The organism is Pseudomonas sp. B16120, from assembly GCF_044218845.1.
Taxonomy (GTDB): domain Bacteria; phylum Pseudomonadota; class Gammaproteobacteria; order Pseudomonadales; family Pseudomonadaceae; genus Aquipseudomonas; species Aquipseudomonas paracarnis.
On record NZ_CP162588.1, the window covers coordinates 2,330,962 to 2,357,178 of the forward strand.

The 26,217-nt window shown below is 59.9% G+C and carries 23 protein-coding genes and 3 pseudogenes; 14 read left to right on the forward strand and 12 right to left on the reverse strand.

Translation table 11 applies throughout. The features are described from left to right. Window positions 1-23 precede the first annotated feature (23 nt). From codB to AB4P90_RS11120, 3 genes are all read right to left on the reverse strand, one after another. Window positions 24-1,292, reverse strand: coding sequence for a cytosine permease (gene codB, locus AB4P90_RS11110; RefSeq protein ID WP_014717865.1), 1,269 nt, complete (start codon window positions 1,290-1,292; stop codon window positions 24-26). A 230-nt stretch (window positions 1,293-1,522) separates the two neighbouring features. Beyond that, window positions 1,523-1,879 carry a 6-carboxytetrahydropterin synthase QueD gene (gene queD, locus AB4P90_RS11115; protein ID WP_003190259.1) on the reverse strand — a complete coding sequence of 119 codons (357 nt, stop codon included), beginning with the start codon at window positions 1,877-1,879 and terminating at the stop codon, window positions 1,523-1,525. 97 nt (window positions 1,880-1,976) lie between these two features. Beyond that, on the reverse strand, window positions 1,977-3,056 hold the full coding sequence (locus tag AB4P90_RS11120; RefSeq protein WP_003190262.1) for a hypothetical protein: 1,080 nt from the start codon (window positions 3,054-3,056) through the stop codon (window positions 1,977-1,979). Between the two features lie 158 nt (window positions 3,057-3,214). Between AB4P90_RS11120 and AB4P90_RS11125 the strand changes: the two genes are divergently transcribed. Genes AB4P90_RS11125 through AB4P90_RS11140 form a run of 4 tightly spaced genes read left to right on the forward strand, consistent with a single transcriptional unit; the run spans window position 3,215 to window position 5,806 of the window. After that, window positions 3,215-3,517, forward strand: coding sequence for a PepSY domain-containing protein (locus tag AB4P90_RS11125; protein WP_014717943.1), 303 nt, complete (start codon window positions 3,215-3,217; stop codon window positions 3,515-3,517). Further along, window positions 3,517-3,828 carry a PepSY domain-containing protein gene (locus tag AB4P90_RS11130; RefSeq protein ID WP_003190266.1) on the forward strand — a complete coding sequence of 104 codons (312 nt, stop codon included), beginning with the start codon at window positions 3,517-3,519 and terminating at the stop codon, window positions 3,826-3,828. The genes AB4P90_RS11125 and AB4P90_RS11130 overlap by 1 nt, the downstream gene beginning before the upstream one ends. Beyond that, complete coding sequence (locus AB4P90_RS11135) at window positions 3,828-4,496, forward strand: response regulator transcription factor (RefSeq protein ID WP_003190268.1); 669 nt, start codon at window positions 3,828-3,830, stop codon at window positions 4,494-4,496. Before AB4P90_RS11130 ends, AB4P90_RS11135 begins: the two co-directional genes overlap by 1 nt. Continuing rightward, window positions 4,493-5,806, forward strand: coding sequence for a sensor histidine kinase (locus AB4P90_RS11140; protein ID WP_014717944.1), 1,314 nt, complete (start codon window positions 4,493-4,495; stop codon window positions 5,804-5,806). Before AB4P90_RS11135 ends, AB4P90_RS11140 begins: the two co-directional genes overlap by 4 nt. A gap of 128 nt (window positions 5,807-5,934) precedes the next feature. Here the strand turns inward: AB4P90_RS11140 and AB4P90_RS11145 are convergent, their stop codons facing one another. Further along, window positions 5,935-6,690: a methyl-accepting chemotaxis protein gene (locus tag AB4P90_RS11145; protein WP_395606093.1), complete on the reverse strand. Its 756-nt coding sequence runs from the start codon at window positions 6,688-6,690 to the stop codon at window positions 5,935-5,937. 150 nt (window positions 6,691-6,840) lie between these two features. Next, window positions 6,841-8,082: pseudogene (locus AB4P90_RS11150) on the reverse strand (chemotaxis protein); the annotation flags it as partial. A gap of 229 nt (window positions 8,083-8,311) precedes the next feature. Here AB4P90_RS11150 and AB4P90_RS11155 point away from each other — a divergent pair. The 3 genes and pseudogenes from AB4P90_RS11155 to AB4P90_RS11165 form a co-directional block, all read left to right on the forward strand. After that, window positions 8,312-9,631: a Na+/H+ antiporter family protein gene (locus AB4P90_RS11155; RefSeq protein WP_161793214.1), complete on the forward strand. Its 1,320-nt coding sequence runs from the start codon at window positions 8,312-8,314 to the stop codon at window positions 9,629-9,631. 179 nt (window positions 9,632-9,810) lie between these two features. Next, window positions 9,811-10,584, forward strand: a pseudogene (locus AB4P90_RS11160) (cache domain-containing protein); the annotation flags it as partial. A 315-nt stretch (window positions 10,585-10,899) separates the two neighbouring features. After that, window positions 10,900-11,490, forward strand: a pseudogene (locus AB4P90_RS11165) (methyl-accepting chemotaxis protein); the annotation flags it as partial. Between the two features lie 22 nt (window positions 11,491-11,512). Here AB4P90_RS11165 and yegQ read toward each other — a convergent pair. Next, window positions 11,513-12,826 (reverse strand): tRNA 5-hydroxyuridine modification protein YegQ, encoded by a 1,314-nt coding sequence (gene yegQ, locus AB4P90_RS11170; protein ID WP_395605892.1) that lies wholly within the window; start codon window positions 12,824-12,826, stop codon window positions 11,513-11,515. 171 nt (window positions 12,827-12,997) lie between these two features. Here yegQ and AB4P90_RS11175 point away from each other — a divergent pair, with 171 nt between their 5' ends. Further along, window positions 12,998-14,065, forward strand: a complete 1,068-nt coding sequence (locus AB4P90_RS11175; protein ID WP_019818663.1) for an AI-2E family transporter — start codon at window positions 12,998-13,000, stop codon at window positions 14,063-14,065. Window positions 14,066-14,068: 3 nt separating this feature from the next. Here AB4P90_RS11175 and AB4P90_RS11180 read toward each other — a convergent pair whose 3' ends face one another. The 3 genes from AB4P90_RS11180 to AB4P90_RS11190 form a co-directional block, all read right to left on the reverse strand. Further along, window positions 14,069-14,251: a hypothetical protein gene (locus tag AB4P90_RS11180; RefSeq protein WP_003190283.1), complete on the reverse strand. Its 183-nt coding sequence runs from the start codon at window positions 14,249-14,251 to the stop codon at window positions 14,069-14,071. Window positions 14,252-14,342: 91 nt separating this feature from the next. Further along, entirely contained in the window at window positions 14,343-14,537 is a 195-nt protein-coding gene (locus AB4P90_RS11185) for a hypothetical protein (RefSeq protein WP_014717949.1), read from the reverse strand. A gap of 233 nt (window positions 14,538-14,770) precedes the next feature. After that, window positions 14,771-15,145, reverse strand: a complete 375-nt coding sequence (locus AB4P90_RS11190; RefSeq protein ID WP_019818659.1) for a hypothetical protein — start codon at window positions 15,143-15,145, stop codon at window positions 14,771-14,773. A 156-nt stretch (window positions 15,146-15,301) separates the two neighbouring features. Here AB4P90_RS11190 and AB4P90_RS11195 point away from each other — a divergent pair, with 156 nt between their 5' ends. After that, window positions 15,302-16,120 carry a shikimate 5-dehydrogenase gene (locus AB4P90_RS11195; protein WP_395605893.1) on the forward strand — a complete coding sequence of 273 codons (819 nt, stop codon included), beginning with the start codon at window positions 15,302-15,304 and terminating at the stop codon, window positions 16,118-16,120. A gap of 572 nt (window positions 16,121-16,692) precedes the next feature. Here the strand turns inward: AB4P90_RS11195 and AB4P90_RS11200 are convergent. Continuing rightward, window positions 16,693-17,343: a YceH family protein gene (locus tag AB4P90_RS11200; RefSeq protein WP_395605894.1), complete on the reverse strand. Its 651-nt coding sequence runs from the start codon at window positions 17,341-17,343 to the stop codon at window positions 16,693-16,695. A gap of 117 nt (window positions 17,344-17,460) precedes the next feature. On the opposite strand from AB4P90_RS11200, the gene AB4P90_RS11205 reads away from it, so the two are divergent. Further along, window positions 17,461-17,970, forward strand: a complete 510-nt coding sequence (locus AB4P90_RS11205) for a DUF1993 family protein (protein WP_019817519.1) — start codon at window positions 17,461-17,463, stop codon at window positions 17,968-17,970. 285 nt (window positions 17,971-18,255) lie between these two features. Next, entirely contained in the window at window positions 18,256-21,411 is a 3,156-nt protein-coding gene (locus tag AB4P90_RS11210; protein ID WP_395606094.1) for a hypothetical protein, read from the forward strand. A gap of 71 nt (window positions 21,412-21,482) precedes the next feature. Here the strand turns inward: AB4P90_RS11210 and sstT are convergent, their stop codons facing one another. Next, complete coding sequence (gene sstT / locus AB4P90_RS11215; protein WP_014717954.1) at window positions 21,483-22,703, reverse strand: serine/threonine transporter SstT; 1,221 nt, start codon at window positions 22,701-22,703, stop codon at window positions 21,483-21,485. A 241-nt stretch (window positions 22,704-22,944) separates the two neighbouring features. Here sstT and AB4P90_RS11220 point away from each other — a divergent pair, with 241 nt between their 5' ends. Next, window positions 22,945-24,099: an MFS transporter gene (locus AB4P90_RS11220; protein ID WP_038449689.1), complete on the forward strand. Its 1,155-nt coding sequence runs from the start codon at window positions 22,945-22,947 to the stop codon at window positions 24,097-24,099. A 4-nt stretch (window positions 24,100-24,103) separates the two neighbouring features. Here AB4P90_RS11220 and nhaR read toward each other — a convergent pair whose 3' ends face one another. After that, window positions 24,104-25,006, reverse strand: a complete 903-nt coding sequence (gene nhaR, locus AB4P90_RS11225; RefSeq protein WP_014717956.1) for a transcriptional activator NhaR — start codon at window positions 25,004-25,006, stop codon at window positions 24,104-24,106. Between the two features lie 134 nt (window positions 25,007-25,140). Here nhaR and AB4P90_RS11230 point away from each other — a divergent pair, with 134 nt between their 5' ends. Beyond that, window positions 25,141-25,392 (forward strand): hypothetical protein, encoded by a 252-nt coding sequence (locus tag AB4P90_RS11230; protein ID WP_014717957.1) that lies wholly within the window; start codon window positions 25,141-25,143, stop codon window positions 25,390-25,392. Between the two features lie 31 nt (window positions 25,393-25,423). Continuing rightward, window positions 25,424-26,173 carry a TerC family protein gene (locus AB4P90_RS11235; RefSeq protein WP_014717958.1) on the forward strand — a complete coding sequence of 250 codons (750 nt, stop codon included), beginning with the start codon at window positions 25,424-25,426 and terminating at the stop codon, window positions 26,171-26,173. Window positions 26,174-26,217: the final 44 nt, after the last annotated feature.

Sequence of the window (26,217 nt, forward strand, 5' to 3'; positions counted from 1 at the left end):
TCAGGCAGACAGCCGCCAGATCCTCAGGGCGATACCGATGTCCAGGCGGTCATGGCGCGTAGTATGGCGCTGAGCAGCACATAGGTCAGCGATGCGGCAAAAATTCCCACCAACGGCGCGACCCACGGCGAGTTGAATGCGACCACGGTGCCCACCCCATACGCGATCAGACCTGGCCAATTGAACGCCGGTAAGCGAGCCTCTGCCAAGCGGGGATAGTGGCCGCGATAGCGATAAAAGAAGTCCGCCATGATCACGCCTCCTATCGGCGGGATGACCGTACCCAGCAGGATCAGGTACGGCACCAGCAGGTCGTACATGCCGAACAAGGCGAGCAGGGTGCCGATCACCGCGCCGGCCAGGGTCACGCTCTTGCGACGCTGGGTGCGCAGCAGGTTGCAACCGGCGACGGCGAAGTTGTAGATGGTGTTGTCCTGGGTGCTCCAGATATTGAGCAGCAACATCGCCATCGCCGCCGTGGCGAAACCTTGCAGCAGCAAGACCTCCACCACATCCGGTTGCTGATAGACGATGGCGCCATAGGCCCCGATCAGCACCATCAAGCCGTTGCCGACAAAAAAGCCGATCAGGCTGGCCAGCACCGCAACCTTGGCCGAGCGCGAAAACCGTGTCCAGTTGGTGGCCTGAGTTGCCCCGCTGACAAAGGTCCCGAACACCAGCGTGATGGCGGTGGACAAGTCCAGCTCAGCGCTGGGCACCACCGCCAGCAGCCCCTCCAGCCCGCCGACCTTCACGGTGGCGACCCACATCGACAGCGTCAACAGGATGCCCATGGCCGGCACCGCGATGTAGGACAGGATTTCCAAGCCGCGATACCCCACGTAGGCGGTGGCGCAGAACAGTAAGCCAAATACCACCATCAGCCCCAGCACACTGCCCTGGCTCAATTGGAAATACTTGCCCAATACCACCGCAGCCGTGGCCGTGCCCCAGGCATACCAGCCGATCTGGGTAAAACCGAGGATCAAGTCACTGAGTTTGCTGCCCACTTCGCCAAAGCAGAAACGCCCCATCAACACCGAGTTCAAGCCGCTCTTGAACGCGATGTAACCCAAGCCTGCGGCGTAGATACCCAACAACAGGTTACCCAGGGCCACGACGCCGAGCATATCCATGAAGCTGAACGCTACCCCCAGCTTGCCGCCGGCGAACATGGTCGCGGTAAAAAAGGTGAACCCCAGCAACACCATGGCCGTAGAGGCCAGGCCCTTACGCGCGTGCAAGGGGACTTCGCTGAGAGGGTAGTCGTTGCCGGGTTCTTGCTGCGTCATGGGGGCTGCTCCCTGAGTGGTGACCCAGGTCGTGTGCATCCTGCGTGCGAATGCAGGTGCAGGCAGGTATGGGCTGACGGGAGCAAGCCTTTTATAAGGCCGCCCCCTCCCAATCAGCGCAAAAGCAGTGCAGCGGTGAGCCAAACTGGCTCAGTCGAACAGCGTCTGTGCGGGTTTCCCAAATGGATCAGCCCGCCGGCGCTTCGAAAAAAACCACCCGCAGGTGGTTCTTACTCACCGCGATAGATGCAGCCACTGGTGCACGTCTCGTGGATACGGATCGCACTGAGTTCCGGCAGCAAGGGTTTCAGTTCATTCCAGATCCACTTGGCCAGCACTTCGCTGGTGGGGTTTTCCAGGCCGGGAATGTCATTGAGGTAGTTGTGGTCGAGGCGTTCATAGAGCGGCTTGAAAATCGCTTTGATCTCCGAGAAGTCGCGAATCCAGCCGGTATGGGGATCCAGGTCGCCGCTCAGGTGGATGGCCACCTTGAACGAGTGCCCATGCAGACGCCCGCATTTGTGGCCTTCCGGTACGTGGGGCAGGCGGTGGGCGGATTCGAAGGTAAACTCTTTGAAGATTTCCACAGTGTTTTCAGCTCGGTCAGGTGTCTGGCAGGCGGCGAGTTTAACAGTTTGCTCAACCTCTGCGCATACCGCCCCTCGGCCGCAGGCGCCCATGCGGTCAAAGGGCTAGCAAACGGTCGCCGAGCTTGCCGTTATCTGCCAATGCCAAAAACTCATCTCCCAGTCGTTGGCTCTCGCTCATGGCAGTTTGCCAATATTTGTTGCGGCCTGGATCATCGCCCATGAAACGCTTGAAGTCGCTGCGATCTGGCAGCTTGCCGTGGGGCAGGCGGGCCAGGTAGTCCCTGGACGGCGCCAGCAGTAACACATCCTGCAAGCCCTGCTGGTTGCTGCGTCGCCATGGCAGGCCCTTGTCGAACCAGCCGGGGATGACCCGGTCGGTAAAGTGCGGGTACAGCACAATGTCATCGCCGTGGTAGGGCAGGTCGAGGTGGTAATCCAACAGGCCGCCGTCGCGGTAGGTGCCGGCCCCGGCCCCGGGCAGGTCGCGCACGCCTTGCATGACCATGGGGATCGAGCCGGACGCGAGCAACGCCTGGCGCAGGTTGCCCACGTCCAGGGTGAGGAAGCGCGAGGGGAAATCTTTCAGGGGGTGTACCGGAGGCGCCTGGCGCGGGTCGTGGATGATCAGCCGTTCGAAATGCCGCGACAGCCGTGCGCGGCCCCGCAGATTATCGGCAATCACCGATGACAGGCCCAGCCCCAGCCGCCCACGGTGGTCATCGGCGAGCAATCCGTGGCTCTTGACCACCATGATGTTCAGCCGATAGTCGGGGTTGTCCAGCACCCGCGCATCGCGCCCGGCCAGCAGGTCGTCGAGCATGCGTTGGCAGCTCTGGCTGACTTGCGCCATGGTCACGCCTTTGGCAAAGCGCTGCTCGTTGTACAGGCGGCCCAGGTCGAGCAAACCTTGCACCGGGTCGGGCAGGCAGGCGCTGGCGAACCGCCACGAGCCGATGGACGCGCCGATCAGCGCACGCTCGCGCGGCGCACGGGGCAACCAGTCACCGAACAGCGCCAGGTCCAGCCCTTGGATACCCAGGGCCTTGGGGCCGCCCGCCGCGCCGGGGAGGATACCGACGTCGGCAGGCGCAAGGCCCTGCTCGCGGATGCGGGTGAAGGCGCGTTTGCCGGCCTTGAGGGTCAAGGCCGGGAACTTGATATGGATGGCTGTCATAACGGTCTCTGTTGAGGCGAGCGGGGCAGTATAAGAAATCTCGCAGGCAGTGGGAAAAATGGCTTAACCGGAATTGCCATGGTGGCAATTCAGTTTCAGTTAAGTTGCAGCGCGTACCGTGGCCGGCGTAGGAAAACATCATGTAACGGAGACTTATCATGAAGCGCCTCACTGCCCTGGGCGCCGCCGCTATCATCCTCGTTACGGCGACCCCGGCCGCCGCCGTGGACCCCGACAAGCCACTGATCGTGCCGGCCACTGTTACAATTGTCGCTTTCGATCAATTGGACGCTACGGCCCTGGCCCTTCACCCTGGTTCGACGCTGCTGGACACCGATTTGGATGAGGAATACGGCAAGTACGTTTATGAAGTCGAGCTACGAGATACCGACGGCATTGAATGGGATGTTGAATTGAATGCGCTCACCGGGCAGGTTCTCAAGAATCATCAGGATACGTAATGAAGGTAAATTTACGCGTCGGCAGTCGCGTGGCGCTGGTGCTCATGGTGTTTTGTTCCAGCCTGGCGGCCCGCGACCTCAACCAGGACGAAGCCCTGGCCCTGCGCCAGCAAGGCGTGATCCTGCCATTGGAACAGCTGTTGCAGCAGGCCATGGCGCGATACCCCGGCTCGCGGCTGCTGGAGGCCGAACTGGAAAAGAAACACGGGCAATACGCCTATGAAGTGGAACTGGTGACCACCGAGGGCGTGGTGCGCGAGATCAAGCTGGATGCCACCAATGGCGACCTGATCAAAGATGAGGAAGACTGATGCGCCTGCTCCTGGTGGAAGACAACGTGCCCCTGGCCGACGAACTGATGGCCGGCCTGCAGCGCCAGGGTTATGCAGTCGACTGGCTGGCCGACGGCCGGGACGCCGTGTATCAAGGGCGCAGCGAGCCCTATGACTTGATCATTCTCGACCTTGGCCTGCCCGGTTTGCCCGGGCTTGATGTGCTGGCTCAATGGCGCGCCGCCGCGTTGGCCATCCCGGTGCTGATCCTTACCGCCCGCGATTCCTGGGCCGAGCGTATCGAAGGGCTCAAGGCCGGCGCCGATGATTACCTGAGCAAACCCTTTCACCCTGAAGAGCTGTACCTGCGCATCCAGTCGCTGCTGCGCCGCTCCCACGGCCAGACGAACCAGCCCACCCTGCAAGCCGCCGGCCTGCATCTGGATGAAGGGCGCCAGTGCGTGCTACGTGACGGCGCCGAGATCCAACTGACGGCTGCCGAGTTTCGCTTGTTACGCTATTTCATGCTGCATCCCGAACAGATCCTGTCCAAAAGCCACCTTGCCGAGCACTTGTATGACGGTGAGACCGAACGCGACTCCAATGTGCTGGAGGTGCACGTCAACCACCTGCGGCGCAAATTGGGACGCAGCGTGATCGAGACCCGACGCGGTCAGGGTTACCGATTCGGCGCCACTCCGGCATGAGGTCGATCCAGCGGCGCTTGAGCCTGGGGTTGATCAGCGTGATGGTGATCGTCGGCGTGGTGCTGGCGCAAACCAGCCTGTGGTTGTTCGAGGCGGGTTTGCAGCGCTACCTTGAAGCGGGCTTGCGCAACGACAGCGAAAACCTGCTGGTGGCGCTGGTGCGTGGGCCCAACGGCGTGCAGTTGGATGAGCAACGCCTGTCGCCGGCGTACCAACGGCCATTTTCCGGGCATTACTTTCGTATCGACTTTGCCGATGTGCATTGGCGCTCCCGCTCACTGTGGGACCAGGAACTGCCCCGGCTCCCGGTGGCGGGGCTCAAGGGCAACCTGCAACTGGGACCCGAAGGCCAGCAACTGTTGGTGCTGCGCTCGGACTACAAGCGCTTTGGCCAATCGATTTCCATCAGCGTGGCCCAGGACTACACGCCTGTGCGCGAGAGCTTTCGCCTGATGCGTCAGGTCGGCCTGGTGATGGGGCTGGCGGCGCTGCTGCTGGTGCTGATCCTGCAACGGGTCACCGTGCGCCGTGCCCTGCGCCCCCTGGAGACCGCACGTAACCAGATCGCCCAACTGCAACAAGGCCAGCGCTCGCAACTCGATACTCAGGTGCCGCTTGAGCTGGAGCCACTGGTGGCGCAAATCAACCACCTGTTGGCGCACACCGAAGACAGCCTCAAGCGCTCGCGCAACGCCCTCGGCAACCTGGGGCATGCGCTGAAAACCCCGCTGGCAGTGTTGTTGAGCGCGGCCTCCAGTGACGCCCTCAAGGATCATCCGCAACTGAGCCAGTTGCTGCGCGAGCAATTGGAGCAGGTGCAGCAGCGCCTCAACCGTGAACTCAACCGTGCGCGCCTGGCGGGTGATGCGCTGCCGGGCGCGTTGTTTGACTGTGAACAAGAACTGCCCGGTTTACTGGCCACCCTGCGCATGATCCACGGCGAACACCTGGACCTCAGCTACCAGGTGGCGCCGGGCCTGCAACTGCCTTGGGACCGTGAAGATCTGCTGGAACTGCTGGGCAACCTGTTGGACAACGCCTGTAAATGGGCGGACGCCGAGGTACGCCTGAGCGTTAGCGAGACGCCCCAGGGCTATCGGCTGGCGGTGGAAGACGACGGCCCCGGCATTCCCGAGGCCCAGCGCGACCAAGTGTTCAGCCGTGGCGCACGCCTGGATGAGCAAAGGGTTGGCCATGGCCTGGGTTTGGGGATCGTGCGGGATATCGTTGAGGTGTGGGGTGGGGTGTTGCAACTGCAAGAGAGCGAGCTGGGTGGGCTCAAGGTATTGATCCAGTTGCCACGGCGCTAGCATTCACACACCACCGCTCAAAATGTGGGAGCTGGCTTGCCTGCGATAGCATCGACTCGGTTTGCCTGACATACCGAGGTGTCTGCATCGCGGGCAAGCCCGGCTCCCACAGTAAAGCCTTGCTACATTCAGACCCTGAACTGATCCATCAACCCCTGCTGCTGATTTGCCAGGCTGTTCAACGCCTGGCTGACCCGCGCCGATTCATTGGCCTGCTCCGACAACGACTCGGTCACATCGCGAATGGTCGCCACGTTGCTGTTGATCTCTTCGGCCACGGCGCTTTGCTCTTCGGCGGCGCTGGCGATTTGCAGGTTCATATCACTGATCACCGTGACCGCATCGCCAATCTGGCGCAAGGCGGTGACGGCCTGGCCGACCTGTTCGACGCTGCCCTGAGCCTGGCGATAGCTGTTGCCCATGGAGCCGACCACGTCGCTGGTACCGGTTTGCAATTGTTCGATCACCAGGCGGGTTTCTTCCACCGATTCCTGGGTGCGCCGCGCCAGGTTGCGCACTTCGTCGGCGACCACGGCAAAACCGCGGCCGGCTTCACCGGCGCGAGCGGCTTCGATGGCGGCGTTGAGCGCCAACAGATTGGTCTGCTCGGCGATGCCGCGAATCACTTCAAGCACCGAGCCGATCTGTTCGCTGTTGGCGGCCAAGCCCTCTACCTGGGTCATGGCGGTGCTCATGTCGGCGGCGAGGTCGCCAATGTTGGCGGTGGTGCGGTCGATAACCGTCAAGCCTTGACGAGTTGCCTGGTCGGCATCTCGGGCGGCTTGGGCCGCTTGGGCGGCGCTGCGGGCCACGTCCTGGGCGGTGGCGCTCATTTCGTGGGATGCGGTAGCCACCTGATCCACCTGGCGGTACTGCTGCTCCATGCCGGCGCTGGTTTGCGTGGCAATGGCCGCGGACTGGTCGGCAGTGCCGCGGGCGTCCTGCACCGAGCGTTTGACCTCGGCAATGATCGGCTGCAGCTTGTCGAGGAAGCGGTTGAACCAGCCGGCCAATTGGCCCAGTTCGTCCTGTTTGGCGTAGGCCAGGCGCCGGGTCAGGTCGCCTTCGCCGCTGGCGATATCCTCAAGCATGTGCGCCACGCCAAGGATTGGCCGGGTCACGCTGCGCGCCATCAGCCACACCAGGATCAAGCCGACCACGGCGGCGAGCAGGCCCAGGCCCAGTTCTAGCAGGGTGCCTTTGGCGTTGTCGGCGTCCAGCTGGTTTTTCAGCGCTTCGGCGGGGGCGACCAGGACTTTTTCCGGTACATCCAGCAATACGCCCCACGCCTTACCGCCGGGAATCGGCGCAAAAGGCGCCAGTACCTTGAGTTGATGGTCGGTGCGCAGGCTGTGGGTCTGGGTACTGCTGGCCAAGGCACTGGTCAACTGTGCGCCGCTGGCCGGGTCGACCTGCTCCAGGCGTTGGCTGAGTTTGCTGGCATCCGGGCTGTAGCCGGCCAGTAAGCCGGTCGGGCTGAGGATGCTGACCTGGGTCTGGCCGTCGTACAGTTTCTGGCTGGCCTGTTGGCTGACCGCCTGCAGGCTGTTGAGGTTGATATCCACCGACAGCGAGGCGATGACTTTGCCATTGACCATCAGCGGGAACACGATGCTGGTCATCAGCACGTTCTGGCCGTCGATCACATAGAAGTAGGGCTCGATCACGCAGGGTTTGAGAGTCGTGCGCGGGCAGGTGAACCAGGCGTTGGCTTTTTCGCCGCTGGGGCCGATGGAGGTGTCGGCCATGTCGCTCTCGGGCAGTGCCATCGAGGTGATTTTCCCCGGTGTCGGTTGCGACCAGTACAGTGCGAAACGGCCTTTGTCATTGCTGCCTAGTTCTGCCTGGTTGGCGAACAGTTCGTCTTTGCCGTCCAGCGCATTGGCTTCGAACACCAGGGACAGGCCGAGCAGGTCGGGGTTGGCCTGCAGGGCGGCCTTGACCTGGCGGGTCAGGTCTTCACGGGTGTCGAAGGCATCGAGAAAGCGCTTCTCGGCCTGTTCGCGCAAAAACAGCACCTGGCGGGAAAAACCATGGCCGTATTGGTAGGCATCCATGAACTGCTGGCGAATGCCCAGAGCTTGCACTTCGCCTTGGGCCTCGATGCGCGACTGGGCGGCTTCGTCGAGCATCTGCATGCTGGACGCCTTGACCTGCTGGGAGCTCTGCGCCATGCGATACAGCGACAGACCCACCAGCAGGGTCACGATCCCCAGCAGGCAGAGGCCCGCCAGCAGGGTGATTTTCCATTGAATGGAGAGCTGCCTGAGCGACATCGGGACATCCTTACCTGAAAGCACATAGAGACAGCGTATCGGCCAGCGCCTGTAATTCTTTATGCGTGCAGAGGGCTTTGCCTCACCACAGTTTTTGACATGACAGCCCAGCTCCTGCAAAGTGCGCGCCCTCTAATAAGACCTCTTTCAAGCTTGCACGCCGGCAGCTGTTCCCATGGGCCGCGCGCGGGCATGCCTGTCTTTTTTGTTTCTGCTTGAGGTAACCATGATTAACGCAGTCATCGCCGCGGTCGGCACCATGCTGGTACTCAGCCTGTCCCGCGTGCACGTGGTCATCGCCATTATCGTCGGCGCCCTGGTGGGCGGCTTGACCGGTGGCCTGGGTATCGAGGCCACGCTCAAGGCCTTCAACGGCGGGCTGGGCGGCGGCGCAACCGTGGCCTTGTCCTACGCATTGCTCGGGGCTTTCGCCGTGGCGATTGCCAAGTCCGGGCTGGCCCATGCGCTGGCGGACAAAGCCTTGCTGCTGGTGGACCGCCAGGACGCCAGCGGTGGCAACCACGTCAAATGGCTGCTGATCGGCCTGTTGTGGGTGGTGGCGATTGCCTCGCAGAACATCTTGCCGATCCACATTGCGTTTATTCCGCTGCTGGTACCGCCGCTGCTGTATGTGCTGACCAAGCTGCAACTGGACCGTCGCCTGATCGCCTGCGTGATGACCTTCGGCCTGATCACCCCGTACATGTTTCTGCCGGTGGGCTTTGGCAATATCTTCCTCAATCAGATCCTGCTGGCTAACGTCGCCAAGAGCGGAGTGGATATCAGCGGGGTCAATGTCACCCACGCCATGGGCTTGCCGGCGCTGGGCATGGTGGTCGGCCTGCTGGTGGCGGTGTTGATCAGCTACCGCAAAAAGCGTGTGTACGACCTGAAGAAAATCGAGCGTGTCGAGCAAGTGGCGGTGCAGTACAACCCGCTGACCCTGCTGGTGGCCGGCCTGGCGATTGCCTCGGCGTTCATCATCCAGTTGTGGCTGGACTCGATGATCATCGGCGCCCTGGCCGGGTTCCTGATCTTCTCGGTGTCGGGCATCGTGCGCTGGCGCGACACCGATGACCTGTTCACCGAAGGCATGAAGATGATGGCGATGATCGGTTTCATCATGATCGCGTCCTCAGGTTTTGCCGAAGTGCTCAAGGCGACCGGTGACGTGAACTCGCTGGTGCAGGCCTCGGCAGCGTTCATCGGTCATAGCCGGGGCGTTGGCGCGTTGTTGATGCTGCTGGTGGGGTTGTTGGTGACCATGGGCATCGGCTCGTCGTTTTCCACGGTGCCGATCCTCGCGGCGATTTTCGTGCCGCTGTGTGTGCAGTTGGGCTTCAGCCCGGTGGCCATCGTGTGCATCGTTGGTACCGCCGGTGCCTTGGGCGACGCCGGTTCGCCCGCTTCGGACTCCACCCTCGGCCCCACCTCCGGCCTGAACATCGACGGCCAGCACCACCATATCTGGGACACCGTGGTACCGACCTTCCTGCACTACAACCTGCCGCTGCTGGCGTTCGGCTGGCTGGCTGCGATGACGCTCTGATCCAAGTGAGCCCCCTGTGGCCAGAGATTGCTCCCGCTGGGCTGCGAAGCAGCCCCAAAAAGCTTGCGGGCGCTGCGCACCCGAGCGGGAGCAAGCTCTGGCCACACAAGCTCGCGCCTACAGTAATCGCTCACATGGCCGTTAACCTCTCAAGTCGCCACTAACAAGAGAGAAAAGCCATGCGTCTGAGTTTGAAGGCCAAAGTCCTGGCCCTTGCTGTCGTGCCGGTGTTGTTGTTTGCCGTGGTCATCAGCCTGACCACCGTGTGGATTCTGCAGGGCCAGGCCCGCAACGAGGTGGATGAAACCCGTCAGCGCCTGCTCAACGACGCCAAGGCCACCCTGCAAAGTTATGTCGAGGTGGCTATGACCACCATCAAGCCGCTCTACGACGCGGCAGCCCCCGGCGACAGCGCGGCGCGGGCGCAGGTGGTCAAGTTGTTATCCAATACCAGCTACGGCAAGGACGGCTATTTCTTCGGCTACGACTCCGAGACCATCCGCCTGTTCAAGGGCAACAGCCCGGACGGCGTGGGCAAGAGCTTTAAGGACAACCGCGACCCCAACGGCGTCTACGTCAACCGCGACCTGGTCAAGGTCGGCAAGGACGGCACCCACTACCTGCAATACAGCTCGACCCAGCCCGGCCAGACCGAACTGGTGCCCAAGCTCGGCTATACCGAGTACCTGCCCAAGTGGGACATGGTAATCGGCACCTCGGTGAACCTCGATGGCATCGACGCCCAAGTGGCGGTGGTGCAGGCAAAAGTCGAGAAGCGCATGCAAGGCGTGCTGTTGAGCATCCTCGGCGTGGCCGTGGTGGTGTTGCTGGTGATCGCCGCCGTGGGCATGCTGCTGGCCAATACCATCCTGCGCCCGCTGCACCTGATGAAAGCCAACCTCGATGACATCGCCGCGGGTGAAGGTGACCTGACCCGCCGCCTGGCCATTACCAGCCAGGATGAACTCGGCGACCTGGCCGGTGCATTCAACCGCTTTGTCGATAAAATCCACGGCCTGGTGCGCCAGATCACCGACATGACCGCCCAACTCACCGGGCTGGTGAGCCAGGTGTCCGACCAGGCCCAGCGTTCCGAACAGGCCATGGAACGCCAGCGCCACGAGACCGACCAGGTGGCCACTGCGATCAACCAGATGTCTTCGGCGGCGCACGAAGTGGCACGCAGTGCCCAAGGCGCCGCCGTCGCTGCGCAGCAGACCGACGCCGAAGGCCAGGCCGCCAAACGTGTGGTAGACGGCAGCATCGCGCAGATCCATGCGCTGGTGAACGACATCCGCAGCAGCGGCGTGTCCCTGGACAGCCTGCAGCAGGATGTATCGTCAATCGTCAGTGTGCTCGGCGTGATCCGCTCCATCGCCGAGCAAACCAACCTGCTGGCGCTCAACGCTGCCATCGAGGCCGCACGGGCCGGGGAGGCTGGGCGTGGCTTTGCCGTAGTCGCCGATGAAGTGCGCGCCCTGGCCAGTCGCACCCAAACCAGCACCCAGGAAATCCAGGGCATGATCGATCGCCTGCAAAAAGGCACCGAGGCGGCCGTGGACGCTATGCGCCGCTCCAGCGATGCCGGCGACGGCACCTCGGCCCAGGCCAACCAGGCCGGCGCGTCCCTGGACACCATGGCGCAACTGATTGGCACCATCAACTCAATGAACGCCCAGATCGCCAGCGCCGCGGAAGAGCAGACCGCCGTGGCGGAAGAGATCAACCGCAGCGTGCATCAGATTGCGGTAGCGGTGGACAGCGTGGCGGACGAAACCCAACTGGGCGCTCAAACGTCTCGCAGTCTGGCCGACCTGGGCCAGCGCCTCGGGCAGTTGGTGGGCCAGTTCAGGATCTGATCCATTCAACCCATGGCAGGGTTTAAACGTCGCGCATCAGCAGGCCAAAGCGCAGGTCCATCTGCGCCGGAATCGGCACATACACCGTATGCCCGTCCCCCGGCGCCACCTCAATGCTTTCGCCCTTGGCGTTATGCAGGCTCGGCAAGTCAAAATGAAAATTGCCCGCGGGCGTCATCAACTCCAGGTGGTCGCCCAGCGCAAAGCGGTTCTTGACCTTCACCTCGGCCAACGCGCCACGGCGCTCGCCGGTCAGCTCCCCGACAAACTGCTGGCGCTCGGAAACCGAGCTGCCGTTCTGGTAGTTCTGGTATTCATCGTGCACGTGGCGGCGCAGGAAACCTTCGGTGTAGCCACGCTGGGCCAGGGACTCGAGGTTGGTCATCAAGCCGCGGTCAAATGCACGCCCGGCCACTGCGTCATCGATGGCCTGGCGGTAGACCTGGGTGGTGCGCGCGCAGTAAAAGTGGGACTTGGTGCGGCCTTCGATCTTCAACGAATGCACGCCCATCTGTGCCAGGCGTTCCACATGCTGCACGGCCCGCAGGTCCTTGGCGTTCATGATGTAGGTGCCGTGTTCGTCTTCGAAAGCGGGCATGGGGTCATCGGGGCGATTGGCCTCTTGTAGCAGGAACACCTGATCGGTGGGTGTGCCGATGCCCAATGTGGGTTGATATTCATGGACGATATCGCCAGTGGCATTCTCCACTGCCGGCGTGGCCTGGTATTTCCAGCGGCAGGCATTGGTGCAGGTGCCCTGGTTGGCATCGCGCTTGTTCATGTAGCCCGACAGCAGGCACCGCCCGGAATAGGCCATGCACAAGGCGCCATGTACAAACACCTCCAACTCCATCGCCGGCACTTGCTGGCGGATTTCGCCGATCTCTTCCAGGGACAGCTCCCGCGACAGAATCACCCTGCAAATACCCTGTTGCTGCCAGAACGCCACGCTGGCCCAGTTCACCGTATTGGCCTGTACCGACAGGTGGATCGGCATTTGCGGGAAGTGCTGGCGCACCAGCATGATCAACCCCGGGTCGGACATGATCAGCGCATCCGGGCCCATGGCGATCACCGGCGCCAGGTCCTTGAGGAAGGTCTTGAGCTTGGCGTTGTGGGGCGCAATGTTCACCACCACGTAGAAGCGCTTGCCCAGGTCATGGGCTTCGTGGATGCCGAGGGCCAGGTTGGCGTGGTCGAACTCGTTGTTGCGCACCCGCAGGCTGTAGCGCGGTTGGCCGGCATAGACCGCATCGGCACCGTAGGCGAAGGCGTAGCGCATGTTTTTCAGGGTGCCGGCAGGGGCGAGCAGTTCGGGGGCAATCATCGAGGGCATGGCTGTAGGTCGCAAAAGGCGCGAGGGTAGTGCAGGGCCGGGCGCCGTTCATTGATCCACGTCTACGCATGGCGATCTATGCTTGTTCGATAAACAAGGGCACTCCCACGTTTGGCTGCGGACTAAGCAACAGGGCCGCCATCGGCCCTGTTTTTCTGACATGGACCGGACATGAATCAAACCAACCTGCAATTCAAAACCCTGTTGCTGCTACTGGCCTTGGTCACCGTGGCTTTTATCTGGATATTGCTGCCGTTCTACGGCGCGGTGTTCTGGGCCGTGATCCTGGGCATTATCTTTGCGCCGATGCAGCGCCGCCTGCAGCAGCGTTTTAGCTGGAACCGCAACCTGACCTCCCTGACCACCTTGATGGTGTGCCTGGTGATCGCGATTCTGCCGGTGATCATCACCAGTGCTTTGCTGGTGCAAGAGGGGGCCACGCTCTACAAAAACATCGAGAGCGGCAAACTCGACGTGGCGGGTTATATCGAGCAATTCAAGAACGTTCTACCGCCGTATTTCCAGCAATTGCTCGACCGTTTTGGCATGGGCAACCTCGAAGGGCTGCGGGAAAAGGTCGTCAAGGGCGCGATGCAGGGCAGTCAGTTCTTTGCCTCCCAGGCGTTCAGCTTCGGCCAGGGGACGTTTGATTTCCTGGTGAGCTTTTTCATCATGCTGTACCTGCTGTTTTTCCTGCTGCGCGATGGCCCGGAACTGGTACGCAAAGTGCGCACAGCCGTACCGTTGGCCGAGCCGCAAAAGCGTCGCCTGCAGCTCAAGTTCAACCGCGTGGTGCGCGCCACGGTCAAGGGCAACGTGCTGGTGGCTGTGACCCAAGGTGCGCTGGGAGGTTTGATCTTCTGGTTCCTGGACATCCCCAGTGCCTTGCTCTGGGCCGTGCTGATGGCGTTCCTGTCGCTATTGCCAGCGGTGGGTGCCGGGCTGGTCTGGGGGCCGGTGGCGGTTTACTTCCTGTTGAGCGGTTCGATCTGGCAGGGCGTGGTGCTGGGGCTGTTCGGGGTGTTCGTGATTGGCCTGGTGGACAACGTACTGCGCCCGATCCTGGTGGGCAAGGACACCAAGATGCCGGACTACCTGATCCTGATCTCGACCTTGGGTGGCCTGTCGGTGTTCGGCCTTAACGGCTTTGTCATCGGGCCGCTGGTGGCGGCGTTGTTCATGTCGTGCTGGGCGTTGTTCGTCGAAACCAAGCCGCGGGTCAAGTTGCCGCTGCCATAGCGTTCAGGCTTCTAGCCTGAAGTCGGTTGCCATTCGGCGTTGTGTTTCGGCATCCGATAACGAAGTGAGCGGGCCGCTGATCGGCTCGCCATCGCGCACCACATACCAGCAGGCGAGCAAGCCCAGTTTGCGCAGAGGGGCGGGGACGGCGCTACCGATGACAGACATGATTTGAACAGTGGGCATAAGTACCTCCAAACGTTATGGAGGTCACCTTACGGTTTGCCGGTGCTTGGGAAAAATCACCTGGCTCGATAGTCGACATCAATGCCAGGCGTTAATCCACCACCTGGTCGAGCATGTTCACCACTTCGTGCTCACTGAGCAGGCCCTTGCGCACCAGGTTTTCGGCCAGCAATGCCAGGAACTTGGCGCTGCGATGGCCTTCAAGGTGCTTGAGTTCAGTCAAAGCGTTATAGACCTTGCTGGAGGTGCACAGGCCGGCGGTGCGGTGCGGGTTTTGCGTGGGCATGGTCAATCGTCCTTAATTGTTATTGGCTGGACTGGGTCGATAGTGCGACTGTTTTGTGACGCAAACATGACAGCGCAGCCCGCCATCGATCAAGAGGATATTCGACGCTCATGATGTGGGATTGGCGCTCGTGCGTTGTTCTCACAGCGACATCGGCAGGATAAATCCGGACTTTTCAGGCAAAAAAAGGCCCCGCGTGTGGGCGAGGCCTGTGTCTGTCAATGGATTAAAACTTACCAACCATGGCGGTAGTAGCCGTGGGGCGGGCCGTAGTAGCCGCGAGGTGGCCCATAATAACCGCGCGGTGGGCCGTAATAGACGGGCGCCGGGCGGTAGTAAACCTGCTGTTGCACATACACTGGTGGCGGTGGCGCGTAGTAGACCGGCGGCGGCGCGGCATACACCGGCTGCGGCTGCACATACACCGGTTGTTGCACGTACACCTCACGCGGCTGGCTGGCAACCACAGAGCCGACTACCGCTGCGCCGACAAGCGCACCGAACACGGCCGGGCCACCCCAACCACCACCGTGGGCGGAAGCTTGGCCGGCCATTGCGAGTGCGCCGATAAGCAAGGCGATCCTGGGAAGTTTACGCATGATGGTCATTCCTCAATTAGCCCCTGCGCTTGTGGTCTGCAATCAATAGACTCAAGGATTGTCGCGGGGATACTTTTAAGACAACGTATTTCGAGAAAACAGCACGGCCAGTGAGTAAAGGTTGTGTAAGGTCTGTACCGATTTGCTTACTTCAAGGAGTTATCCATGCAGATGCACCCCAACAAGGACACCCAACTGTGCATGTCACTGTCGGCGCGCCCTGGGAACTTTGGCCTGCGTTTTCATAACCACCTGTATGAACAGCTGGGTCTGAATTTTTACTATAAAGCCTTCAGCAGCCAGGACCTGCCCGGCGCGATCGGCGGTATCCGCGCCCTGGGTGTGCGCGGTTGCGGGGTGTCCATGCCGTTCAAGGAGGCTGCCATTGCCTTGGTGGACGAACTCGACGAGTCGGTTCAAGCCATCGACTCCCTGAACACCATCGTCAACACCAACGGCCACCTCAAGGCTTACAACACCGACTACATCGCCATCGAGCAACTGCTGAAAAAACACGCGGTACCCAAGGACTCCAGCTTCGCCCTGCGCGGCAGCGGCGGCATGGCCAAGGCGGTCGCCAGTGCCTTGCGTGACGGGGGGTACGCCAATGGCGTGATCGTGGCACGTAATGAGGTGGCGGGCCAGGCATTGGCCAGGAACCTGGGGTACGCGTGGCAGGCGGATCTGGGCAGCCTGCGGCCACAGATGCTGATCAACGTGACGCCCATTGGCATGACCGGCGGTGCGGAAGCGGATGCGTTGGCGTTTGACGCCGAGGCAATCGATCAGGCCGAGACGGTCTTCGATGTGGTGGCGATCCCAGCGGAAACGCCGTTGATCGTGCGTGGCCGTGCCCAGGGCAAGCGGGTGATTACCGGGCTGGAAGTGATCGCTATCCAGGCGTTGGAGCAGTTTGTGCTTTATACCGGTGTGCGGCCTACGCAGGAGCAGTTCGAGGCAGCGGTGGCCTTCGCCCGCAGCTAAAGCCTTACGCACAACCATTCGGTGATCTAACTGACGCGCACGCGATCCAACTGTGGGAGCTGGCTCGCCTGCGATGGCGGCCTGCCAGGCGACGGCTATCTACCTGACACCCCACGATCCATCTGTGGGAGCTGGCTTGCCTGCGAAGACGGCCTCACAGTCGACGCCGTAATACCGAGTACATATCCATTCCTGCGGTAACGGCTACTTAGGGTTCCGCTTTTACAGCGGCTCACTTTTGAAAAGAGCCCAAAAGTAAGCAAAAGGCTCTTGCCCCACCACTCGGCACCTCGCCTAGGCTCGGTGTGCCCGAACGCAGGCTTGAATCCGTGGGCCGCCGCCACGCGCCATCCATGGCGCGGGGCGGCTAACCCGGCGTCCTGCCGGGTTACCCACGAATTAAAGCCTGCGTTCGGCCAGCGTGGTTTAACGGGGCGCCTAAGATCAAAAGCAGAGCAAGATCAAGAGCGGCTCGCTTCGCATCGTAGTTACCGTTGGCTGCTGCAACCCACAAAGTTGTGTCGATACCAATGGCTATCACAGGCAAGCCAGCTCCCACATGTTTATCTGCATTATCCCTGTTCCAGCTGCGCCAGCCGTTCTTCCAGTGCGGCAATCCGCGCTTCCAGCTCTTCAATGCGCTCCACCGAAACAGCCCCTGCGCTACGCTCTACCGAATTCCCCCGCGCGGTCATAATCGCTTCAATATCTGCCGGGTCCCCCAGTGCATGGGTATACCGGTCTTCCCGCTGCCCCGCCTGACGCGGCACGAGCAGCGCCAGTCCTCGTGCAATCAGGCGCTCGAGCTGATGCACAACCTGTTCGGCATCCTCAAAGTCATGCATACGCCCACTGCGGGTGAGCAACTCATTGACGGTCTGCGGCCCCCGCAGGAACAGCAGCCCGGTCAGGATCACCTGGGCCGGCACCAGTTCCAGGGCCTTGTCCACACGGTGCTCCCAGCGGTCGGCGCGGCTGCCCATCACCAGGCGCGTGAAGCCTTGGCCTTCGAGCGCGCGCAGGCTCTGGCCGACCTGGCCTTGGCTGAGGTTCATCACCGGCTCGCGGCTGGTCTTCTGGTTGCAGGCCAGCACCAGGGCGTTGAGGGTGAGGGGGTAGGTTTCCGGGTTGGTCGCCTGTTTTTCGATCAGGCAGCCCAGGATGCGGATTTCCGTGCTGTTCAGGCGCGGCTCAGGGGTGTCGGTGTCGTGCTCGGCGGTCATCGCGCTTTCCCTATGCAGTGAAGCTCACCAGCGTAATCCTCAAAAAATAAAAGACAAGCACCGGGCATGGCTATAATCGCCGCTGGTTCCAACCCTGCCATTATCAGTGAGACTGACATGACCATTTCCCTGTACGCCGCTTCTATCCCAGTCTTCAAGCAAATGCTCAACGCGTTGAGCGATGTGCTGAAGAAAGCCGAAGCCCACGCCAGCGCCAAGAACATCGAGCCCAACGCCTTGCTGCAAGCGCGCCTGTTCCCGGACATGTTCCCGTTGGTGCGCCAGGTGCAGATCGCCGTGGACTTCGCCAAAGGTGTGTCGGCACGCCTGGCCGAGATCGAAGTACCGAAGTACGAAGACAACGAAGTCACCTTTGCCGACCTGCAAGCACTGATCGCCAAGGTCCTGGCCTTCGTCGACACCATCAAGCCCGAGCAGATCGACGGCAAGGAAGGTATCGAAATCATCACCCGCCCAGGCACGCCGAAAGAGAAGCGCTTCAGCGGCCAGTCCTACCTGCTGACCTACGGCCTGCCGCAGTTCTTCTTCCACATCACTACCGCTTATGCCTTGCTGCGTCATAACGGTGTGGAAGTGGGCAAGCGTGATTACATGGGCGCGTTCTAAACTCACGCTTCAATAAAAAAACCGGGGCTTGTTCTGAAATGAACGGCCTCGGTTTTTTTTTGCAGGATATTCTTTTCACCAATGCTTTGTTACATATCTTGATGCAACCAATATTCAGTAAATCTCACTCAGGAGTGCCTATTAAACTTTCAACCGAAGAACCTGGAGACCACAAACTAAATGCAGCTTTCCTCCTCTGCGTTAACGTCGACAACCCATAACGCTTATTTCGAAGATACACGCAATACCTCCGTCAGCCAGGATTCGTCTTCACGTTCGTTTGCGATGAGCCGGACCCGTCGAGAGGCTCCCGGTAACGAAGCGGTTCTATCAACTTCTGACCGTGCTCAAGCCGACAGTGAATTGGCCGCCCGTTATGCAGAAGCCCTGGAGAGTCGAGCCCGTGATGAGCACACTATTATTCCGAATATTCCAGACGCGTCGTCTCTCGGCCAATGGCGTATACAGTTGCGTAATACATTTGAAGACCCGTATCTTGCCTATGTGCTGAAGAGGCAGGGTTTGGACCCGACCACCATGGAGATCGCCCCAGACGGGACGCTGAGCGTTAAAGAAAAAAATGGAGCAATTGCCCGATTTACTTTAAAAGACCACCCTCGCTGGGCGTTATACGCAGGGCCAATTCTAGCCGCATTGAAAGCCTATGCTCCCGACGGGATAAGCTACTCGGCCGTGCGCGCCGACAGTGTACCGCTCAAGTTGATCGCCCAGTTTTATGGAGAGACGATACATAACGATTCAACCGAGGATCGAGCACGAGCTCAAGCGTTGCAAAAAAACAACGCATTTGCGACGTCGGGCGTTGGTCAAGCGCGTTCTGAAGAAACCCTGATGTTACAAAAACAACAACTTGCCGATAGACGCGATCTGCAAGCCTTCCAAGATGCCCTGGTCGAAGCTAATGCTAAGGTAGGCAAGTATCTGGATCAACAAGAGCGCTTGCATCAGAGTAACCTCTCTTTTCGCCCTGGCTTCCAGCCTCCCTATGATCGTGAAGCCGGATTTCTATCCTACCTGCAATCGCAACTGTTCACGATTGGCCCTGAATCTGGTTTCCACTTGGATAACCAACCAATGGCCGGACGACAAGTGAACCTCTTGCAGTTCATGACGGCCAATGGCTGGAAACATCCGGTTAATACAGAAGAAATGCGACAAATTGGCCTCAGTTTAGCAGAGCTCCAGTACCCACAACGGCGTCAGGATTTGGGCGGCGGACTAGCGTGGCCAACGCCGCTCGATACGACGCAACAGCAGGCGATCTACGATGCTGTTTCCTATAACGCGATGGGGCTACCCGAATTCGACCAGTTGAAATTGAGCCAAAACGCGTTCGGGTATCTGACACAAACCATCCAATGGTCCGAAGCAGAGTTGAAAGATCCCCGACAAGCGATCTTGAGGCTTTTGCAAAGCCCGGCTGCGCAGTCCTTGGGCGAAGCCTTGCGCGATAAGTTCGAGGGGGTCGGCAGTGTTGAGGACTGGGTACTTTCGGCTCTCCAGATAGGCCTCAATCAGGATGCGTTATGGAAACCGGGCGAAAAGAACAAGGTGGCCGGGTTTGATCTGTCGGCGCGCGAGAACTGGGGAAAACCGCTGTCATTTGTTCTGAAGGGGCTCACTGATCATCTGAGCAAGTCATACGGCGGTAACGCTCCTGTTGCGGCCTATCTGCCGTTGTCGCACCACGCTCCGGAATTACTGGTCAAAGATGTCCCGGATCATGTGACTTACGGCTCACCGGGTTGGGTCAGTTTGAAATCGATCGTTGCCAAAGCTGAAATGCGCTCTCCAGGTGTGGCGGCGACTAAAACATATGAGCAGTTGCTCAAAGACGACTTGAGGCCCATAGACGATGCCGGGATACAAGTGGAAGCGTTGGCGGCGCGAGAGGGGTTGATTCATTGGGCAGTGGCGGATGGGGCCATCGAAAAACGGGAGGATAACAATTATACGGATGAAGAGATTGAACGTGCCGGCGTCCTCGCCAACGAGCGCTTCGAGTTATTGACAACGGCTTCAGAAGCGCAACGCACGATATTACATAGTCGCTCGGAATTAGGGCTCAGTATATTGAGGGCCCGTTTTCCCGAGGAAACCTATGGGAAAATAGACTTCGAGAAAAAAACAATCTATCCCACCGAGAAACACCGCGACTTAAAAGGCCCCTATTCGATATTGGATATCTATTCCGCCCCGCAGCAACATGTCAGCTGGTTTTCCAATGATCCCGCTGTTCCATTTGAAAAAATTGCGGCTGACGTTCACAAAATGGGATCTTTAAACGAAGCGTTCGAATCACATGTCGTGGAGTATTTCGACGGATTTAAAGACGCCATGAGCGTGAATGTTAAACATCAGATGTCTTTGCTGCCTCAGGAGGATCAGGAGGCACTGCAGCACGGCGCGTTGAAAATCTATGGGGAGGAAAAAGTCACCCAAACCATTACATCGGCAGGTTACAAGATTCAGTACGATGTTTCGGAGACTGAAGAAGTTAAAAGTAGCTCTGTATTTCTTGAGACGCTGCATAAAGGCAAGAAACGGATTTACGAATTCAATCCCGCGACGGGCGGGCTGCAGCATCGCGCAGATTTAGCGGAGGGGCTCAAGACAGGGCTGCAAGGCGAGTGGACCCCTGTTGCTACGAATAAACCCAAGGTCAGAGCTCAATCCAACACCAAAATCAGTGAAATTAATGCCAATGATTCGGCAGAACGTAAAGAGCGAGAATCAAAACTTCAAACTTCATCTCCTACCCAAGCCTTCAATTCGCAGCGAACGCAGCATATAGCAGACGCAGTCACACGCCATTTTTTCAGGGCCGACGAACGTGAAACGGTGGTCAACGCGGCCAGAGGTGTCACCACGTTCGACACTGAAGTGACTGAATTCGAAAAAATCCAGGCGGTGACCCGTGCACTGATACCGGGTGCGTCGGCGCTTCACAGTTTTCAGCAGGGTAGGGTTGGTGAAGGGCTTAAATTCCTTGCATTTGACGTGTTTGGTTTTGTTGTCGCAGGTGCAGGCGCCGTCGGAAAAATTTCAAAGATCGCGAAGGTAGGTGGGCAGCTAGGGCGCGGAGGTGTTACAGGCAGGCTGGGGCGGGCATTTATAAGCGCCGCCAACCCCTTTGCAGGCGGGGCGGCCATCGGGACTAGAGGCCTGACAGCGTTTTCTTCGGTAGTGGGCAAATTAAGCCTTGGCTGGAAAAGCGTTGCGGCTAACATTAGTGTTAACAGGGTTTTTCAGCACAAGCCGAAAAATGTAATGGTTGGCACTTCTGCGGGCGAGGACGCGACAAAGATTATCGCTCAGCTAGATTCCGTCAGCGGTAAATGGTACCGATTCAATCCGCAAACAAACGAGCGATACGGGATGCCCCTTCAGGGATTCACTGCGGCCACTTCGCCATCTTGATGGATATTCAGCCGCCATGAAAAACGCCCGAGTCGGTTCAGGAGTGAACGGCTCGGGCTTTTTTTGCTCAATCAGGCGGTCTGATCTTCTTTACCCAGGCACGCCGCCGCAGTAAACAACACATCGGTAGATGAGTTGAGTGCCGTTTCGGCCGAATCCTGCAGTACGCCGATGATGAAACCAACGGCGACAACCTGCATGGCGATTTCACTTGGAATACCAAACAGGCTGCACGCCAGCGGGATCAGCAGCAGCGAGCCGCCCGCCACGCCGGAAGCCCCACAGGCGCAAATGGCCGCGACCACGCTGAGCAGCACGGCGGTTGGCAGGTCCACGGTAATCCCGAGAGTGTGCACAGCCGCCAGGGTCAGCACGGTGATAGTGATGGCGGCGCCGGCCATGTTGATGGTGGCACCGAGGGGGATCGACACCGAGTAGGTGTCTTCATGCAGGCCCAGGCGTTTGCTCAACGCCAGGTTGACCGGAATGTTCGCTGCCGAGCTGCGCGTGAAGAAGGCGGTGATCCCGCTTTCACGCAGGCACATCAGCACCAGCGGGTACGGGTTGCGGCGCAGTTTCCAGAACACGATGGCCGGGTTGATCACCAACGCCACGAAAAGCATGCAGCCGATCAGCACCACCAGCAGATGGGCATAGCCGAGCAGGGCACCGAAACCCGAGGTGGCCAGGGTGGAGGCCACCAGGCCAAAGATGCCCAGCGGGGCGAAGCGGATCACCACGCGTACGATCAGGGTGACGCCGTTGGACAAGTCGTCCAATACCGTACGGGTGGTTTCACCGGCATGGCGAATGGCGATGCCCATGCCAATGGCCCAGGCCAGAATGCCGATGAAGTTGGCGTTCATCAGCGCACTGACCGGGTTATCCACCACGCTGAGCAACAGGCTTTGCAGCACCTCGCCGATACCGCCGGGGGCGCTTACCGTGGCGTCATGGGTGACCAGTACCAAGGCAGACGGGAACAACATACTGGCGACCACTGCAACCACGGCGGCGGAAAAAGTGCCGAGCAGGTACAGAAACAGGATCGGGCGGATGTGAGTTTCCTGACCGTGCTTGTGGTTGGCAATCGAGGCCATGACCAGCACAAACACCAGGATCGGCGCGACAGCCTTCAGCGCCGTGACAAATACCTTGCCGATAAAACCGGTGGCGCGCGCGGCCTCGGGGAACAGCAAGGCCAACACGATCCCGGCAATCAGGCCGATGACAATTTGGGTGACCAGGCTGACGCGCATTAAACGTTGCAACAGGGAAGGGGCAGCAGTCATAAAGAGTTGTCTCTAGTTTTTTTAGTAGGGCACAGCATTGCAGGCAGAAAGCACTGTAGGAAGCAGGCGCGAAGTCTAGCATGCTGTAGGACGCGTCTCGTTCGCTGCGGCATTCCGTCACCCGTTTCAGTCGGGCTTGGTCAGATCCGCACATGTTCTGTTAAGCTTCATCCCTCTCATCTTTCCTATCCGTCAGCGGGCCCCTCGGGCTGTCGTTGATGTCGTTGTTTCTGGAGTTTTCATGTTGTTTCCTATCCTGCTGCTGTCAGCCGCCGGTTTTACCGTGCTGACCACAGAATTCGTCATCGTCGGCCTGTTGCCCTCGATTGCTCGGGACCTGAACGTCAGTGTGTCCCAGGCCGGGCTGCTGGTGACCTTGTTCGCGTTCACCGTGGCCGCGTTCGGCCCGTTCCTCACTGCCTACTGCGCACGTTTCCCACGCAAGCGTCTGTTTATCAGCATCTTGATCATGTTTGCAGCGGCCAATACGGTGGCGGCACTGGCGCCGAATATTTGGGTAATGGCCCTGGCCCGTTTGATCCCAGCCTTGGGCTTGCCCGTGTTCTGGGCCCTGGCCAGCGAAACGGCGGTTGACATTGTCGGTCCTGAGTTCGCCGGGCGTGCGATTGAAAAAATCGGCTTTGGCATTGTTTGCGCCACCGTATTTGGTATTCCGGTGGGCACGCTGATTTCCGATATGTTCGGCTGGCGCACCGCGTTCGCCGTGCTCGCGGTGATTGCCCTGGCCAAGGCATTGCTGCTGTATGTCTACCTGCCGGTTACCCCGGCCAAGCACCAGCAGGCCAGCTTGCGCTCGCAATTCAAGATCCTGCGCAGCCCCGTGATGCAGGGGCATATCCTGCTGTCGATCCTGGTGTTCAGTGGCATGTTCACCGCCTATACCTACTTGGCAGATATCCTTGAGCGCCTGGCCGGGTTCGACGGCACGTTGGTGGGCTGGTGCCTGATGGGCTTTGGCGCGGTCGGGCTGATCGGTAACTCCCTGGGCGGACGTGCCGTGGATCGTCATCCGTTGATTGCGTCCATGGTGTTTTGCGGGTTTATGATCGCGGGCATGGTGGCGGTGGTGCCGGCGATTCACTCGACCATCGGCCTGGCCGCGGCGATGGCGGTGTGGGGCGTGACCCAGGCGGCGATGTTCCTGGTCAGCCATGTGCGCTTGATGAAGGCCGCGCCCCATGCACCGGCGTTTGCCGCGTCGCTGAATATCGCCGGCGCCAACCTCGGCATTGGCCTGGGCGCGATGGTGGGCGGGCATGTCATCGACACCCTGGGCCTGGGCAGCCTGGGGTTTGCCGCTTCGGGGTTTATCCTGGTGTCGATCCTGCTCGCACTGTGGCTGATGACCGCCAAACCCACGGCGTTCAATGCCTGAGCGATCAGGGCAGGGCGGTAAACAACTCCCGCCGGGCACCCTCGGTAATTGCCACAATGCCGGGGTGCTTGACCTTGCGCTCCACTGAGATTGCATAAAACGACTCGGTCACTGCATCGGTCTGGCCGATCAGCGCTACGCCGTATTGGCGCACCACCTCGTCGGCGATCACGCTGGGCGCGATAAAAATTCCGCTGCCGGATTGCCCGAAGGCCTGCATCAAAGCGCTGTCGTCGAACTCGCCGATGATGCGGGGTTGAATTTGCTGTTCGGCAAACCAGCGCTGCAAACGGCTGCGCACCACGGTCTCAGCGCCCGGGATCAGCAGCGGTGCGCCCTGCAAACACTGTGGGAAATCCCCCCCATGCTGGTCAGCCAACGTCTGGGTGGCGAAAAAACTGATGCCGCATTCTCCCAGCTTCTGGCTGTAGCCCTTGATGTCCAAGTGCGTGGGCATGGGGCTGTCGGAAATCACCAGGTCCAGGCGCTGGATCGCCAGGTCGGCCAGTAAACGTTCGAGTTTGTCTTCACGGCAGGTGATGCGGATCGGTTCGCTCAACTCCATGGTCGGCGCGATCAACCGGTACACGATGGATTTGGGCACCACATCCGCCACCCCAACGCGGAACGGGATCTGCTGTTCGTCGGGCTGGGCGCGCAGCATCGCCTCCAGTTCGTTGCCGGTCTGGAACATCTGCTCGGCGTAGGGCAGCGCCTGGCGCCCGGCTTCGGTCAGTTCAAGCTGGCGCCCGACCCGCTGAAACAGGGCAATACCGAAGGTCTGCTCCAACAGGCTGATCTGCCCGCTGATGGTCTGCGGCGTGAGGTTCAATTGCTCACAGGCGCGCACGATGCTGCCGGTCTTGGCCACCACCCAGAAGTAATGCAGTTGTCGATAATTGAGCATCACGGCCTACACTTCGTAAAAATCGAAGTATACGCGAGAAAAATACGAATTTTCCTGAACTGTTCGCCTGCATAGAATGCCTCGCTATCGAGGGGCCACTACTTGGACCCAATGGTTCTAACGAGGAATACATCATGAAACTCAATTCCCTGGGCGCGGCGTCGTTGCTTGCGCTTTCATTGATAGGGGTCAGCGGCTGTGATCAAGTCGAGAAAAGCGCGCAACAGGTGCTGGGCAAAGCCACCGAGTCGGCCAAGCAGGCCATCGACGACACCCACAAGGCCGCCGAGCAGGCATTGAGTGAAGCAACCCAGGGCTTGATCAGCCCTGAGAAGCAGGAAAAAGACGCCGAAAACGCTGCTGAATCCGACACCAAAGAAACCTAATTCCCCAGCACAACCACGTCAGGACTGACCTATGGATTACCTTCTACAACTGGCCGCCAGCCCCACCGCCTGGGTCGCACTGGCTACCTTGATCGTCATGGAAATCGTGCTGGGCATCGATAACCTGATCTTTATCTCGATCCTCACCAACAAACTACCTGAGAAGCACCGGGCCAAGGCGCGGCGCATTGGTATCAGCATGGCGTTGATCTTGCGCCTGGGCCTGCTGAGCACCATCGCATTCATCGTGCAATTGACGACACCGGTGTTCGAAGTGTTCGGCCAGGCGTTCTCGTGGAAGGACATGATCCTGATCGCCGGCGGCCTGTTCCTGGTGTGGAAGGCAACCACCGAGATCCATCACAGCATGGACCCGGAGCCTGAAGAGAAGGCAACTGTCAGCAACACCGTGACCATCGGTTTTGCCGCCGCCATCGGCCAGATCCTGATGCTCGACCTGGTGTTCTCCATCGACAGCATCATCACCGCCGTGGGCATGACCGAGCACTTGCCGATCATGATCATTGCCGTGGTGGTCTCGGTGATCGTGATGCTGGTGGCCGCTGAGCCGTTGGCCAAGTTCATCAACGACAACCCGACCGTGGTGATGCTGGCCCTGGGCTTCTTGATCATGATCGGCATGACGCTGATCGCCGAAGGCTTCGGCGCCCACGTACCAAAAGGCTACGTGTATGCGGCCATGGCGTTCTCGGCTGCGATCGAATGCTTGAACATCGCCCGGCGTAACCGGCACGCACGTTTGCTCGCTGCGCGCCAGTAATCGCTGAACAAACAGGCCGGCTGTGCTCACAAGAGCCCAGCCGG

What these genes read in the sequence shown, in the direction of transcription:
- AB4P90_RS11120 (WP_003190262.1), bottom strand. Translation starts at nt 3,056, where the DNA reads ATGACAGCCATCCATATCAAGTTCCCGGCCTTGACCCTCAAGGCCGGC.
- AB4P90_RS11220 (WP_038449689.1), top strand. Translation starts at nt 22,945, where the DNA reads ATGTTGTTTCCTATCCTGCTGCTGTCAGCCGCCGGTTTTACCGTGCTG.
- AB4P90_RS11145 (WP_395606093.1), bottom strand. Translation starts at nt 6,690, where the DNA reads ATGGAGCAGCAGTACCGCCAGGTGGATCAGGTGGCTACCGCATCCCAC.
- AB4P90_RS11190 (WP_019818659.1), bottom strand. Translation starts at nt 15,145, where the DNA reads ATGACCATCATGCGTAAACTTCCCAGGATCGCCTTGCTTATCGGCGCA.
- AB4P90_RS11230 (WP_014717957.1), top strand. Translation starts at nt 25,141, where the DNA reads ATGAAACTCAATTCCCTGGGCGCGGCGTCGTTGCTTGCGCTTTCATTG.
- AB4P90_RS11180 (WP_003190283.1), bottom strand. Translation starts at nt 14,251, where the DNA reads ATGCCCACTGTTCAAATCATGTCTGTCATCGGTAGCGCCGTCCCCGCC.
- yegQ (WP_395605892.1), bottom strand. Translation starts at nt 12,826, where the DNA reads ATGCCCTCGATGATTGCCCCCGAACTGCTCGCCCCTGCCGGCACCCTG.
- sstT (WP_014717954.1), bottom strand. Translation starts at nt 22,703, where the DNA reads ATGACTGCTGCCCCTTCCCTGTTGCAACGTTTAATGCGCGTCAGCCTG.
- AB4P90_RS11200 (WP_395605894.1), bottom strand. Translation starts at nt 17,343, where the DNA reads ATGACCGCCGAGCACGACACCGACACCCCTGAGCCGCGCCTGAACAGC.
- AB4P90_RS11140 (WP_014717944.1), top strand. Translation starts at nt 4,493, where the DNA reads ATGAGGTCGATCCAGCGGCGCTTGAGCCTGGGGTTGATCAGCGTGATG.
- AB4P90_RS11235 (WP_014717958.1), top strand. Translation starts at nt 25,424, where the DNA reads ATGGATTACCTTCTACAACTGGCCGCCAGCCCCACCGCCTGGGTCGCA.
- AB4P90_RS11210 (WP_395606094.1), top strand. Translation starts at nt 18,256, where the DNA reads ATGAGCCGGACCCGTCGAGAGGCTCCCGGTAACGAAGCGGTTCTATCA.
- AB4P90_RS11175 (WP_019818663.1), top strand. Translation starts at nt 12,998, where the DNA reads ATGAATCAAACCAACCTGCAATTCAAAACCCTGTTGCTGCTACTGGCC.
- nhaR (WP_014717956.1), bottom strand. Translation starts at nt 25,006, where the DNA reads ATGCTCAATTATCGACAACTGCATTACTTCTGGGTGGTGGCCAAGACC.
- AB4P90_RS11185 (WP_014717949.1), bottom strand. Translation starts at nt 14,537, where the DNA reads ATGCCCACGCAAAACCCGCACCGCACCGCCGGCCTGTGCACCTCCAGC.
- AB4P90_RS11195 (WP_395605893.1), top strand. Translation starts at nt 15,302, where the DNA reads ATGCAGATGCACCCCAACAAGGACACCCAACTGTGCATGTCACTGTCG.
- codB (WP_014717865.1), bottom strand. Translation starts at nt 1,292, where the DNA reads ATGACGCAGCAAGAACCCGGCAACGACTACCCTCTCAGCGAAGTCCCC.
- AB4P90_RS11130 (WP_003190266.1), top strand. Translation starts at nt 3,517, where the DNA reads ATGAAGGTAAATTTACGCGTCGGCAGTCGCGTGGCGCTGGTGCTCATG.
- AB4P90_RS11125 (WP_014717943.1), top strand. Translation starts at nt 3,215, where the DNA reads ATGAAGCGCCTCACTGCCCTGGGCGCCGCCGCTATCATCCTCGTTACG.
- AB4P90_RS11205 (WP_019817519.1), top strand. Translation starts at nt 17,461, where the DNA reads ATGACCATTTCCCTGTACGCCGCTTCTATCCCAGTCTTCAAGCAAATG.
- AB4P90_RS11135 (WP_003190268.1), top strand. Translation starts at nt 3,828, where the DNA reads ATGCGCCTGCTCCTGGTGGAAGACAACGTGCCCCTGGCCGACGAACTG.